The sequence below is a fragment of the Acinetobacter sp. GWC1_38_13 genome (genome assembly GCF_001767535.1).
Lineage (GTDB): Bacteria > Pseudomonadota > Gammaproteobacteria > Pseudomonadales > Moraxellaceae > Acinetobacter > Acinetobacter junii.
This window is the reverse complement of sequence record NZ_MELG01000009.1, coordinates 1-14,832: the sequence shown is the minus strand read 5'-3', so window position 1 is coordinate 14,832 and position 14,832 is coordinate 1. Positions and strand designations below refer to the sequence as shown.

The window sequence follows — 14,832 nt, the reverse complement described above, 5'->3', positions numbered from 1 at the left end:
ATTTATGCCTACAGTGTACGCTTTCTTGCAATCGCAATTGGTGGAATAGAGTCTGGATATAATCGTATCCATGGCGTATTTGATGACGCGGCTCAAAATTTAGGCCGAAATCAATTTTTAATATTAAAAGAAGTTCATCTTCCACTACTCCGCCCTGCAATCATCTCTGCGGCATTACTTATTTTTGTGGATTGTATGAAAGAATTGCCGGCCACCTTGTTACTTCGACCTTTGAATATGGAAACCCTCGCAACTCAGTTATATGCTGAAGCCTCAAGAGGAACATATGAAGATGGAGCAATTGCAGCATTATTAATTGTTTTAGTGGGTTTGATCCCTGTCATTCTGCTTGCTCGTATGAGTAAAGTGTTAAACAAATAAATAAGATTTTAGCGATATAGCGAATTCTGCTATATAGTCCCCAAATAAGAAAGGGTTGTATTTAATCAATACAACCCTTTTTTCTATGTCTACCGAATCATCGATTAGAAACGATAACGAACACCAGCTTCAAATGAACGCTCAGGACCAACATAAATCCCTTGACGTAGACTTGCGATATAGCGCTTGTCCTCTAAGTTTTTAACTGCACCATAAAACTCAACTTGATCATTCAAGGTATAGCGTGTTGTCAAATCGACAGTCGTGTAAGCATCGATTTTTCCAGTAAAGAATCCTGAAGTATTCTCTACAATCGGTTTGGTATTTAATTCATCAGTAAACTGAGAACCTGTATAGTTTGCACTCAACTGACTACGTAAACCTGCATAGGTATAACCTACCCCAAGATTTGCTACCCATTCAGGTGTATATGGTACACGGTCACCATCTTTTGATTTTAGTGAACCATTTTTGTTGTAACGATCGCCTTTGAACTCAGCATTTGCAATCCATGTAAGATTAGCAAACACATCGAAACCATTCTCAAACTCTAAACTTACAGCACCTTCAAGCCCTTGGTTGTATGTTTTACCACCATTGGTCGATTGGAAATCTGAGTTACTGTTAGCTGGAATAATTTGATTGTCAAAGTCCATACGGAAAGCAGTTAACTCGTAACGAACTGCATCTTGCTGACCTCTTAAACCCAACTCCCAACTTACCGCAGTTTCTGCCTCTAGTTTTTGATCTTTCATTCCACTGAGTGAGTCACCATTTAGTGCAGGTGAGAATGCCTTGTAGACACTAGCGTAAAGCTGAACAGCTGGAATGAATTGATAGGTGACACCTAATCCAGGCATTACTTCAGTATTTGAAGTTTTAACTGTTTCATTCTTTTGTTTATCATCACGTTGTTGTTCATAGCGTTCAACACGAACACCAGGCGTTACAGACAATTGATCTGAAATATCGAAACGGTTTTGAGCATACAAAGCAACACTCTTCGCGGAATCTTTGGTATCTTTTGCTGTCGTACCTGAACGAGGTGTAGCACGTTTCGCATTAATCGTAACGTCATCCATTTTCTCATTCATCAAGCGCAAGCCAATCTCAGCTTCACCAGGAATATTAAAAATAGTATTTTTGGCGATCAGACGAGTTTCCGCTCCAATACGTTCAAAAGCACGATTATTGCCACTTACATTATCAGTATAAATCCAACGACCTGCAGCTTGTGAAGCTGTAGCATTCACGCCATAGCGCCAGTAATCACGATTCATTTCACTCCAATACAGCAATGTTTGAAGTTCAGTGTCTGGATTAATATCCCAACGATGATTGATATCAAAAGAATTTCGCTCTGTTAAGAACCAATCATCAGGAGCAGGATTATTCTGTTTCTTGGCATGATACTCACCCAAGAACTGACCACGATATGAAATATTGGCATCATTTTCATAATGAGTAAATTTAACACCAACCCATTGATTATCACCGATGGCTGTACCTGCTTTGATAACGGCATCTTTCATTTCATAGCCTTTATCCATGAAACCGTCACTTTTCGCCCAACTTAAAATCGCTCCAACATTGCTATCTTTCGTTGGAGAACTGCCACCCAATTCAACAGTTGTCTTATAGGTATCCCAAGATCCAATTGATAGATCAACAAGAGCACCATCTTTAGGTTGTTTAGTACGATAATTTACTACACCACCAATATTCATAGGTCCATAACGCAACGCAGAAGATCCCTTAAGAACTTCAATGCTATCCATACGTTGAATACGAGGATTATAATAACGACCATTTCCAACAAATAAGCCAGCCGCTACAGGTACACCATCTTCTAAAATAAGTGTTTTGTAATCAGCCGAACTAATTCCTCGCATACCAATATTGGCAACAATTGCAGACTCCTCTTCAGGTTTAACATACACACCTGATACGCGTTTTAAAATTTCTTCAGTAGAGCTTGGAGTGAATTGTTGAATTTGCTCTTGGCTTACAATTACCGCTGCACCTGGAATTTTTGAAATTGAATCTTCTTGTGAGCCAATCACTTGAATCGTAGGTAATACAACAACTTGTTGAGTTTGTTCAGTAGCAGCATAAAGCATTGGTGCAAAACCACCAAACAGCAAACCACTCATAACAATTTGATTTTTAATAAATAAATACTTTTCCATGTGACCCCTATAATCAATCATCAGATTGAAATTCAGATTAAACTTAAAATAACCTTAAAAAACCTCGCAATTATAATACAAATAAAAACAATTATCAGTTAATGATTCAATATGAGTGGTATTTTTGTTGCTATCAGGTTTCTAAAGCAAAATTCTTCTGGTGCTACATCTATTAAAAAATACTGATAATTTTCGAATATATAATAATTAAGGATTTAAGACACTGATCTACTCGACAAACATGACTAATACTGGGTTAAGATACCTTTTTAGTTCTTCTGTAAATTCTGCGTGCAAACATGAGACTTAGCACTTAAATCATTAAATAAAACCCTACCTTCCTCAATGAAGGCTTAGGAGTAACAAATAAAATAAAAAAACTAACTTACTCTTTTGTTGCTAATTTCCTCATTCATTTTAGGAATCCTTTTTGTCAATCAAGCTCAATTTGTTAAGATGGCTGTCGAAAAAGGGTTTACACCAAAACTGTATTTTATAATTTAGTGATTTTGATATCGAAAGTTAAGATTTCTGAATTTCGATCAATTTTAGGCAGTAATGGTAAAACTTCATTTAGTAATATATTTTCAATTTAAGGACTTATAACGCATGAACAGTGACTCAGTTATGGCTGATCTCTCATCTCACACGCCGATGATGCAGCAATACCTCAAAGTCAAGATGGAGTATCCACATGCGCTTTTGTTCTATCGTATGGGTGACTTTTACGAACTCTTTTTTGAGGATGCCCATTTAGCTGCAAAATTACTTGGTATCACGCTAACCCATCGTGGCAAAACAAATGGTGAACCAATTCCAATGGCAGGTGTTCCCTACCATTCCGCTGAAGGATATTTAGCACGTTTAGTAAAGTCAGGTCGTACCGTTGCAATTTGTGAACAAGTTGGTGAAGTTACAGGTAAAGGACCTGTCGAACGTAAAGTAGTCCGAGTTTTGACACCTGGTACCTTAACTGACGATGCGCTTTTATCAAGTTATCAATCCTCAAATTTAGTTGCTCTGTGTATACAACAAAATCAAATTGGTTTTGCATTACTTGACTTGAGTGCAGGTATTTTTAAAGTTCAACAACAGACATATAAACCAGAGCAATTGCCAATAGAACTTGCTCGCTTGATGCCAAGTGAAATTTTGATTGATGAGGATTTAGTCGATCAAAACATCATCGAACATATTAAGAAAAATCTAGATTGTCCAATTACTAAAAGACCGAATGTAGATTTTAATCAAAATAATGCTCAAAAGACGTTATGTGACCAGTTTGCTGTTTCCACCTTATCAGGCTTTGGGTTAGATCCAATTCCTCTAGCAAAGGCGGCTGCAGCTGCGCTTATTCATTATGCTAAAGAAACACAAAAAACAGCCCTACCTCACATCCGTTCTATACAGATCGAACAGAGTACAGATTTCATTGCTTTAGACCCAATTACACGTCGTAACCTTGAAATCATCGAACCGTTATTTGAGCATGGAACATCTTTATTCCAATTAATCAATGATTGTCAAACTGCGATGGGTGGTCGCTTACTGAGTCGCACACTCATGCAACCCATTCGAGATACAGCAATACTCGATGCTCGTTTGGATGCAATCGAGCAATTATTGAAAGGTTATCACGAATCACCTGTTCGCTTAGTTTTGAAAGAAATCGGCGATATTGAGCGTGTACTCAGTCGAGTAGCTTTGGGTAGTGCTCGACCACGTGATTTAGTTCAACTTCGCCAAGCCTGTGCTCAAATTCCTTTTTTACGACATGCTTTAGCGCCTGTCCTCAACACTCAAAAATCCAAACTATTAATTGAGCTTGATCAGCAACTTGGTGATTTCAAAAGTCTACACCAACATCTTATTGCAGCAATTGTTGAAAACCCTCCTGTACTTTTACGCGATGGAAATGTAATTGCAGAGGGATATGATGATGAATTGGATGAATTACGCAAAATACGTGATCATGCGGGTCAATTTTTAATAGATTTAGAAATCAAAGAGCGTCAGCGAACTGGCATTAATACGCTGAAAATTGGCTACAATCGTGTCAGCGGATACTATATCGAATTAACACGAGCTCAAGCTGAGCAAGCCCCTGCCGATTATATTCGTCGTCAGACACTTAAAAATGCTGAAAGATATATCACACCTGAACTTAAAAGCTTTGAAGACAAAGTGCTTTCGAGCGAATCTCGTGCGCTCGCTCGTGAAAAACTACTGTTTGAATCTTTATTGGATGAATTACGCCAAAATATTGCCCAATTACAGATGATGAGTGCTGCGATTGCTCATATCGATGTTTTAGCGAATTTTGCACATCAGGCAAGATTAAATAATTGGGCAAGACCTGAATATACACCAGAAACTTGTATCAAGATTCAGGCGGGTCGACATCCAGTGGTTGAGTCTTTAAACAAAGCTCCATTCACTCCAAATGATACATTCCTTGATCATCAACATCGTATGGCGATCATTACTGGTCCCAATATGGGCGGTAAATCCACGTTTATGAGACAAACAGCTTTAATTAGCTTGCTTGCTTATTGTGGTTGTTTTGTCCCAGCGAAATCAGCAAAGCTCGGTTCTATCGATCGCATATTCACTCGTATCGGCTCAGCTGATGACCTCTCTACAGGCAAATCAACATTCATGGTTGAGATGACTGAAACTTCACAAATTCTACATCATGCAACAAGTCAGTCTTTAGTATTGATGGATGAAGTCGGACGTGGAACCAGTACATATGATGGCTTATCTCTAGCATGGGCATGTGTACTCGATTTAACTAAACGTATTAAGTGTTTATGTCTTTTTGCAACACATTATTTTGAATTAACAGAATTGGGTAGCGAAGCTGGAATTGACAACTATCACGTCACCGCGCAAGAGTTAAATGGTAATTTAATCCTATTGCATAAAGTACAGCATGGACCTGCAAGTCAAAGTCATGGTTTACAAGTCGCAAAATTGGCTGGTATCCCTGCTAATGTGATCAAAGATGCACAAAAACGTTTGAAAATACTGGAAAAACAGCAACATCAGCATTTGCAAAACTCTGTGCAAAATGATCTGTTTAGTACAGTTGAACATGAAATAGAAACTAAAGTTATTGAAAAAGTAATTGAAGTAAAAATGCAATCACCTGCTTTAGATCTGTTAAAGCAACTGGACTTAGATGACCTTACCCCACGCCAAGCTTTGGAACACCTTTATCAACTCAAAGCTTTATCTAAAAGCTCAGATACTATTGAAAATTAACTATATGCTAGGTTCTCTACTATATTAAAGTTAGAACCTAGCAAATTTTAATTTCTAATTAAATTTGAAAATACGTCTTTTTATCGTAGGATGAAGTGCAAATAGATTCAGGTTATTGAGAGTTATTATCAACAAAACTCATATAAATCAGCCCTTTTCATTGATACGAATAATAAATATCAATAAAAGGAATTGTTTCTATCTGCATTTTTTGCCTAAAATACGCTATTGAAAATGAAAACCATATTTTTTAGGTAGCTGCCGCCATGACCTTTGTTGTCACAGAAAATTGTATCAAATGTAAATATCAAGATTGTGTTGAAGTTTGTCCTGTAGATTGTTTCTATGAAGGTCCTAACTTCTTAGTCATCAATCCTGACGAATGTATCGACTGTGCACTTTGCGAACCAGAATGCCCTGCAAATGCAATTTTCTCTGAAGATGAGTTACCTGAAGGTCAAGAAGTGTTTATTGAATTAAATGCTGAATTATCTGAAAAATGGGCTGGCAATAACATTACTCAAATCGGTGAACAACCTGCTGATCGTGAGGAATGGAACGGCAAACCAAACAAGCTTCAGTATTTAGAAAAGTAATTTTCAAAAAGGCCAGTTTTACTGGTCTTTTTTATACCTGAATCACACATTTCTTTGCAATTGTGCCATTTTTAGCCCCCTATTTTGCATTAAAATAGGCACTATACTAAATGTGAATTGCTTTTTTATGATGCGAAATAAATTACAGGGTCTGTTTTCATTATTTGTCATCCCTGTGATGATGGTTGGTTGTGCCACGTCTTCAAAGAAAGTTAGTCCAAACAAAAGAATATATATTCCTGAAGAACAAGTAACTTTTAATCGTCCAATCCCTACAAAAACAGAACCTGCATCTTATCGTCAGTGGTTAGGTCAGGGAGAAAACTACGCACGTGTACGCGAATATGAACATTTCTTAATGCGCAATAATGTCGCACATATTATTCCTAGTTTTGAATTGCTGAAAACAGCAAGAGACTGGCAAAAGTGCGGACGTTCAGAATACATGGTTCCAAATCGTGAATTATGGAATAACTCACTTTCAACATTACGAGTATTCAAATATTTAATCGCTGCAAAAATTCTTACTGATTTCGAAGTTACCTCAGTTTATCGTGATCTCCCACTGAATCAGTGTGCTGGTGGTGCAAGCTCATCAAAGCACTTATTTAATTCCGCAATTGATTTTCGTATTGGACCTGAATACCCTCAACCCCAAGATTATGCATATATTGAACAAACAAAATTCAAGTTATGCCAATTTTGGATTCAGCATGGTCAAAGCCTAGATCTCGGTATTGGATTATATAGTTCAGGTCAAATTCATTTGGATACTCAAGGTTATCGCACTTGGGGTCCTGATTTGACTCGTAATACATCTCTTTGTAACTTCTAAATTGTAAAACTCGAGTAAAAATGAGGTCTTTTGATCTCTTTTTACTTTCAGCACTCATGATTCCTTCAGCATTCAAATTGCACTTCGAAGATAAATGTTTAAAATGCAGCTATCAAATTTATAGGTAAATACAACCATGCAACAGTTGTGGACAGACATTGATGAATATATTAATTCACATCTCATTCCCACAGACGAGAGACTTCAACATGCATTAGATAACACTGACCAGCAGGGTTTTTCTAATCATCTAGCTGTTGCACCTAACCAAGGCATGTTTCTACAAATGTTGATTCAAATGAATCAATGCAAGCGTGTGCTCGAACTCGGTACATTTGCTGCTTATAGTACAATCTGGTTGGCGAAAGCACTGCCTGCTGATGGATATTTGCTTACTGTGGAAGGACGGGATACACACGTGATCCTTGCCCAAGAAAATATTGATTATGCCAATATGCCGACCCAAATTGAGCTTAAAAAAGGTCGTGGCGTTGATATCATGAATCAGTTAATTAATGAAAATAGTGAACCATTTGATTTCATTTTTATTGATGCAGACAAACAAAGTTATCCAGAATATTTTGAACTCAGTTTAAAATTGGCACGCTCAGGCACTATCATTGTGCTAGACAATGTTATTCGCTCTGGTGATATCTTAGATTCAAATAATAAAAAGCCAAGTATTGAAGGTATCCGCCAAGCTTTTACTGCGCTCCAGAATCATCCTCAACTTTTATCGTGTACTGCTCTACAAACTGTTGGATCGAAAGGACATGACGGCTTTGCAATTGCAATCGTCAAATAGAGGTTAAAAAATAAACTTTTATTTTTTAATTATAAATATCAATAGATTAAGTATATTAAGGTTGCTTTTCCATATAGTTATCCACAGGAATTGCGGATAACTATATGGAATAAAATGAACTACTTAGCAACAAGCAGCGGTACATTTGCATTTCTAAATATCGTGGTTGTGATACTACCCAAGAAAAACTGATGAATCTTACTGTGACTAAATGCACCTAATACAATCAGCTGAATGTCATGTTCGCGTTGATATTCCAAAATATTTTGTGCTACATCGCCATAACGATATATTGGTATTACATCTAAACCAGCACTTTTAAGATATTTCTCAGGTTCAGTCAGCATCTCTGGATGATCACCAACATACAGTAAATGGCATTGCAGTTTTTTCAATAAATCACTTTGAGCAATTCTCTCCATCATCTTTTGACAAGTTGGAGAGTATTCATAAGCAAAAATAAAACGTTTTGGTGGTGAAAAATGCTCCCCTACGGTAATTACCGTGCAATTCGCCCCACGAATAAAGTTTTCAACATTACTTCCAATTGGTTTATTTTTTTCAGCAGCGCGTTCCCCGACTCGCCCGATGATTACCACATCATTTTCTTTAAGAATATTAAAACTCTGTTCAAGAAAATCACCTTTTTCTTGAATTTTGGTGCTAGTCAAACCGTAATTTTTTTCAATTAATTCAGAGATATGTTTCAGTAAATTATTACTATAATCCAAGGCTAATTCGCTTTGCTTTTGTTCTAACTCAGCCAATTCTTTAAGTAACATGGCATTACTTTCAAAACCGATTACGCCACTAATTTCACCTAAATGGTAACTGGCGGGATAGTAATCTAGGATTTGTAAAAGGACTAATTCTCTTTGAGTTTGCTTGGCAACCCAAACTGCAGCCTCCGCCACCGCATCGATACAGGGTGAGGAATCGATACATGCAATAACGCGGTTCATAATCGCCTCTCTTTAGGTTCAATACCTTAGGTCTTCTACTTATTTTTAACTTAACACAGATAGATAGCAGGTTGGTTAAATTTATGTATAGAATCTCTTGAGAGTTTTCTAGTTAATTCTTATTTCCGATAACGAATCAATTTTGCAGGGTTTCCAGCCATAATTGCATGTGGCTCAACATCTTTAGTAATCATACTATTCATACCAATAACCGCATGATCACCAACTTTAATCCCATCCTTAATTCCAACATGAGCTCCTAACCAAACATCACGTCCAACTTCTATGCCTTGTGAGCGAACTGCTTGCTGATAGATGGGTCGATCTAAATCCATGCCATGGTCAAAAGCATACAGATGACTATATGCAGCAATTCTAACTTGATCATGCAACTTAATACCTGCGCGACCTCCATCAAGAATGCAATGGTGGTTGATCGCGACTTCAGAACCGATTTCTAACGGTCCATGTAAAGTACAATCGGCAGCAATAAAAGTATTATCGCCGATAGTAATTTTACGTCCTCGCTCAGCAAAGATATGTGCTAAAGGTGAAATAAAACAATTGTTGCCAATTTCAACTGTTTCCATTTCCATTAAATAGTTCTGATATTCTTTTTGCCATGCTTCCGCCCATTCTCTATGTTTTGGTTTTAAAGACCAATATAACCATGGCATATAGTTCAATCGATGTTTATGCTGTTCACGATATTTTAATAGTGGATCATGCATCATCTGTTTGATCCTCAATAAGTTTAAGCTGCTCGCGACCACGCGTTATATCTTGAAGCTTGAGCTTTAACGGTTCAATCTGGTGTATTTGCACTTGTGCCTGAATACTAACACCCGTTTCAGTATAGTTTTCTAGAAACTCTATTTGCTGTTGTAGTAATTCATATTGAATAATAGCCCATTCATTAAATGCACAACTAAAAGTAATCTTCTTTTTCTCAATTAATTCTATTTTTTCAGCGAGTAGCAGACACTGACCTGCACACCCACCATACGCCCTGACTAAACCACCAGTGCCTAGTTTTACTCCGCCATACCAACGATTCACCAATACAATAACATTGGTTAAGTCATTCCCCTCTATCGTTGCTAATATCGGGCGACCTGCTGTACCTGAAGGTTCGCCATCATCATTGAACCGTACATGATGACCTATTTTCCATGCCCAGCATTGGTGTGTCGTCGAGATGTCTTTTGTCTCTTCTAAAAACTTTTTTACTTGTTGCTCATTTTCTACAACACTCGCAATCGCCTGAAAGCGACTTTTTTTAATTTCTTCTTCAAAGGTAACGGTTTGAGCAATGGTAAAAGGCATAAAAACATCAATGCAAATTTAAAAACAAAGTATAACGTCTTAAGGTTCAAATAAAAAACCTCGCAATTGCGAGGTTTTTTGAGTTTAGCTTGCTTATCGTTCACGCAAAGCTTCTTTGGCCTTATTAAATGGTTTAAGTAGATAATCCATAACTGTTTTTTCACCAGTGCGGATATCAACTGTCGCTACCATACCTGGTGTGATACCAAACGCATGACCTGCTTTATTGAATAACTTGTCAGAGTCAGTGCGGATATAAACACGATAGTAAAATTGGTCTTGTTTAACTTCATCTCGAATCGTATCAGGAGAAATTACTGTTACTTTTCCAGTCAAACCACCGTAGATCGAATAGTCGTATGCAGTGATTTTCACTAATGCCTCTTGACCAGGTCGAATGAAAGCAATATCTCTTGGAGAAATACGTGCTTCAATTAACAGTTTGTCTTCTAAAGGAACAATCGTCATCAATTTACCGTTTTGCGGAATAACACCACCAAGAGTTGTTACATCAATTTCTTTAATCACACCACGCACAGGTGCTTTAAAGATTGCACGTTGTAAACTATCACTGCGTCCCATCACAACTTGTTGTTGCGTTTCAATATCAGTATTTGCCTTCGATAGCTCTTCTCGGGCTTTTACATAGTATTGATTACGTGTGTCATTCATCTTATTTCTAAGATCATTAGCTTCACGCTTGAGTCTAAGTACTTCTACTTCACTTGCAGCTCCTTTCGCAACAAGTGGTTCAGTCATCATCAATTCTTGTTGAACTAATTGTAAAGCTTGCTGGTAACCAGCTAATGATTGTTCTAAATTTTCACGTCTAGAATAATAAAGAGCAGTCTCTTCTTTGACTAATTTAGGTTCTTTGAGCACTTCTGCAGGAAATGCTAAAGGAGTTCCATTCACTTCAGCACGTAATCGCGCAGCAGTCGCTTGAGCAGAAGTTAAAAGTGATTTTGATTCACCGACATTAGATGCGAAGCGTGTTTGATCTAGTTGCGCAAGGATTTCTCCTTTTTGAACAATATCACCCTCTTGCACATTTAACTTCGTAAGAATACCACCTTCTAAAGATTGAATAGTTTGCTCTTTAGATGAAGGGATGACCTTACCCGTTCCTGTAGAAACTTCTTCTAGATTAAATAACCAAGCCCAAGTCAAAAAAATCGCTAAACCAATACATACAATCCAAATCACAAGACTTGAACGTGGTAAAGCTGGCTCTTTGTAGGATACATTCATAGAACGGTTGTTAGCTTGTTGTTCGCTCATGAATCTTCCCCTTGTTTAATTTGTTTTTGTTGGCCTGCTGATTGATTTAGAACTTGATCTCGTGGTCCATCCATTACAACCTTACCTTCGTTCATCACAATGATACGATCAACCAACTCAAGCACAGCTCGTCTATGTGTTGCGACGACTAATGTTCTGTGTCCTAACCAGCCTTTTAAATGATCAATTAATTGTTTTTCGGCAATATCATCAATCGCGGCAGTCGGTTCATCGAGTAATAAAATGTTAGGTTGGCGAATCAGTAATCGTGCTAACAGCAATGCTTGCTTTTGCCCGCCTGAGAAGCCTACACCACCTTCTAAAACTAAATGATCTAAGCCCTCTTTTTTCTCTTGCACAAAGCCTAAAGCACCTGTCACTTTTAAAGCTTTTAAAATGTCATCATCTTTTGCTAAAGGCGCACCTAAGGTCAAATTCTCACGAATTGTTCCGTAGAATAAATGTGCATTCTGATTCAACAATGCCATATCACGGCGCACATCAGCAGGATCGATTAAGCTAATATCGAGACCATCCAAATGCACAGAACCATTTGATGGTGATTGCATACCAGCCAATAATTGTAATAATGTTGATTTACCTGCACCGTTACGACCTAAAATCGCAATTTTTTCACCAGCTTTAATTTTCAAATGACGAAGTGCAAGAATTGGACGAGAATCTTCTTCTGTGTATTGGAACATAACATTTTTAAGTTCATAGTCCCCATTTAACACTTCTTTATGAACCAGATGCGCTTGATCAGGTTGATCAACAGGTTTCTGCATTAATTCATCAAGACTTTTCTTCGCAACCTTAGCTTGCTGTAAACGTCCTAAAATCCCTGTGATTTGTGAAATAGGGGCAAGCATTCGTGAGGAAAGGATCGAACACGCAACCAAAGCACCCGTTGTCATCTCGCCTTCCATCACGGCAAAACATCCAACTAATACAACAGCGGCATAGGTTAAACCTTGAATTTTTTGTGTCCAAGCAGTTAATACACCAACGATCTTACGTTGTTGCATACTAATATCCGCAGACACCTCATTCATATGATTCCATTGGTTTTGGAATCTAGATTCTGCTCGTAATAACTTAATATCTTCAATACCTTGTACCGCTTCGACAAGGATCGCATTTCGAATAGATGACTCTCGCATGCCTTCTTGAGCTAACTCAGCTAATTTCTTTTGTACCAAAATACCAGGCAAAATCATTAAAGGAACAACAAGCAACATTACCCAAAAGAGATTCCCACCGATAATCGCAAAGATAATCAGAAACAGGAAGAAAAAAGGTAAATCAGCTATCGCACCCATTGTTGTCGATGATGGTATGACAATTTTATATACTCCATAAACCCTTTAAATTAATTAGGTGGTTTATGTCGCACTTCAAGTTTTACTCTGCCTAACTAAATCACGAACACCTTCTAACTCACGAATTTGTGAAATAAAAGTACCAGTCGATTTAGAACGTTCGCTATTTTTAATTCGTAGTGCATGACCAAAAACACGGTCTGATATTCTTAAATCTGCACGCTTTCCAATAATATCGGATAGGTAAACACGAGCAACACGAAGTACAAACTCAAAAATGGCTGCGATTAGCACCCCACCCGCAAGCACCCAAAGCGTCGGGATCGATTGTGATGGCACAACGCGGTCATAAACCTGCATAGAGAAAATAATCGTAGCTAATGCCAAAATGTTTGCCATTAACGAGGCAAACATAATATCTATATATCGCTTCCAATCTTGAAGAACGATTGACCAAAACCAGCTCGTTTCATACGGCTTAATGTATTCATCAATACGAGCGTCTGGGACCGATTTTTCAGGGCGTAAGATATAGACTGTTTTTATATCTTGCTTAAGTGAACTTATTGAAAACTTTTGTGATAAGCCTTGATCACCACTGAGTTGAACACTGACATTGCCTTCTGAGTCAGCTTTATCGACAACACCAACTTGCCCATCTTTAAATTCAACTAAAATCGGCAAACGCCAAGGGTTGATCATTTCCTCTGTAAATGACACTTTACAAAGGTTCAAACCAACCTGTCGGCTCATTAGTAATAAAATTTCATCTAAATTTTGATTTTGATTCCAATCTAATTGTAAACGAACACGCTCTTCTGAGGGCTCTATTCGATAATGCTTAGCAATTGTTAAGACCGCTTGTAACCACGGCTGATAGTTTATTTTTGTCATCATGGCTGAACTTCAAACCCCTGAATGGAAATATTATTTAAGCCATAGGCTTGACGTGAACGTCCTGTCGTTGCGATGTACTGAGCAATGTTACTGTAAATATCATAACGTGCTGTTTCTAATTCTGAATTTGCACCATGAATTGCCTGCTCAGCATTCAATAAATCCACAAGTGAACGTGTCCCTAACTTATATTGTTCTTGATACAATTCCTTGGTTCTCACCGTAGTCGCTTGTCGACTCATTAAGACTTGCATCTGTCTTTGTTTGTTTTCAATCTGTTCTCGACTATTACGAATTTGATCCAAAACTTGTAGATAGACTGCATTTACTTGAGCTTTAGCAGCTTCCTCTGCAAAACTTGCTGCTCGAATCTGTGAAGAAGTTGCTCCACCTTGATAAAATTGGCTCGTTGCCTCCAACATTATCGCACTATCAAATCCACCCTCTTTATCATTATTTGGATTTCTGCCATTGATCGCTTGGGTCAACTCTCCTTTTACGGACAAAGTAGGAAATCTGCTTAACTGTGTTTGTTGTTTTTGTGAACGTGCTACAGCCATACCTGCTTGAGCTGCAATCATTTGTGGAATTGTATTGAATTGAGGTTCTGCATATAAATCAGATTGTTTCACCAAATCCTCAGGAATAGTCCACTGAATCTTACTGACGTCAAAACCAAGCAAAGTGTATAAGTGTTGTTGATTTTGGCTCAATAAAGATTGTTGAGCGATTAACGCGGATTGAGCAGACTGCAAATAAGACTGTGCTTGTATCGGGTCCGCTTGGCTACTGATACCAGCATTAGCCCTTAGATTCGCCATCTCTTGTATGCGTTTAATACCTGCTATTTGCTGATTCGCGATTTGAATAAGTTTTTTATAACGTTTAATATTATAGGACTTACGCACTATTATTTATAGATTCTCTGTGGTAGCAGATGATTTTTATCGAGAATAAAGTCATCAATGAAG

At 37.7% G+C, this 14,832-nt stretch carries 10 protein-coding genes and 2 pseudogenes; 5 read left to right on the top strand and 7 right to left on the bottom strand.

Annotation, left to right across the window (positions count from 1 at the left end; all coding sequences use genetic code 11):
• The coding region (locus tag A2003_RS00930) for an ABC transporter permease (RefSeq protein ID WP_502685944.1) at positions 1-381 on the top strand (381 nt) is incomplete at its 5' end.
• A 104-nt stretch (positions 382-485) separates the two neighbouring features.
• Here the strand turns inward: A2003_RS00930 and A2003_RS00925 are convergent.
• Positions 486-2,570, bottom strand: coding sequence for a TonB-dependent receptor family protein (locus A2003_RS00925; protein WP_004959629.1), 2,085 nt, complete (start codon positions 2,568-2,570; stop codon positions 486-488).
• A gap of 609 nt (positions 2,571-3,179) precedes the next feature.
• Here A2003_RS00925 and mutS point away from each other — a divergent pair.
• The 4 genes from mutS to A2003_RS00905 all read left to right on the top strand — a co-directional run bounded on the left by mutS (position 3,180) and on the right by A2003_RS00905 (position 8,073).
• Positions 3,180-5,837: a DNA mismatch repair protein MutS gene (mutS, locus tag A2003_RS00920; RefSeq protein ID WP_286686703.1), complete on the top strand. Its 2,658-nt coding sequence runs from the start codon at positions 3,180-3,182 to the stop codon at positions 5,835-5,837.
• A gap of 266 nt (positions 5,838-6,103) precedes the next feature.
• Complete coding sequence (fdxA, locus tag A2003_RS00915) at positions 6,104-6,433, top strand: ferredoxin FdxA (RefSeq protein ID WP_004639922.1); 330 nt, start codon at positions 6,104-6,106, stop codon at positions 6,431-6,433.
• 127 nt (positions 6,434-6,560) lie between these two features.
• Positions 6,561-7,268: a D-Ala-D-Ala carboxypeptidase family metallohydrolase gene (locus A2003_RS00910; RefSeq protein ID WP_286686702.1), complete on the top strand. Its 708-nt coding sequence runs from the start codon at positions 6,561-6,563 to the stop codon at positions 7,266-7,268.
• A gap of 136 nt (positions 7,269-7,404) precedes the next feature.
• Complete coding sequence (locus A2003_RS00905; protein ID WP_004959635.1) at positions 7,405-8,073, top strand: O-methyltransferase; 669 nt, start codon at positions 7,405-7,407, stop codon at positions 8,071-8,073.
• 119 nt (positions 8,074-8,192) lie between these two features.
• On the opposite strand, the gene A2003_RS00900 is transcribed toward A2003_RS00905, so the two are convergent.
• The 6 genes and pseudogenes from A2003_RS00900 to A2003_RS00875 all read right to left on the bottom strand — a co-directional run.
• Entirely contained in the window at positions 8,193-9,035 is an 843-nt protein-coding gene (locus A2003_RS00900) for a universal stress protein (RefSeq protein ID WP_004913328.1), read from the bottom strand.
• Between the two features lie 119 nt (positions 9,036-9,154).
• On the bottom strand, positions 9,155-9,766 hold the full coding sequence (locus A2003_RS00895) for an acyltransferase (RefSeq protein ID WP_080630816.1): 612 nt from the start codon (positions 9,764-9,766) through the stop codon (positions 9,155-9,157).
• Positions 9,759-10,361 (bottom strand): IMPACT family protein, encoded by a 603-nt coding sequence (locus A2003_RS00890; RefSeq protein ID WP_004953163.1) that lies wholly within the window; start codon positions 10,359-10,361, stop codon positions 9,759-9,761. Before A2003_RS00890 ends, A2003_RS00895 begins: the two co-directional genes overlap by 8 nt.
• A gap of 93 nt (positions 10,362-10,454) precedes the next feature.
• Positions 10,455-11,642, bottom strand: a complete 1,188-nt coding sequence (locus A2003_RS00885; protein WP_004959644.1) for an HlyD family type I secretion periplasmic adaptor subunit — start codon at positions 11,640-11,642, stop codon at positions 10,455-10,457.
• Positions 11,639-13,861, bottom strand: a pseudogene (locus A2003_RS00880) (ATP-binding cassette domain-containing protein). The gene A2003_RS00885 and the pseudogene A2003_RS00880 overlap by 4 nt, the downstream one beginning before the upstream one ends.
• Positions 13,858-14,754: pseudogene (locus A2003_RS00875) on the bottom strand (TolC family protein); the annotation flags it as partial. The pseudogenes A2003_RS00880 and A2003_RS00875, both read right to left, overlap by 4 nt.
• Positions 14,755-14,832: the final 78 nt, after the last annotated feature.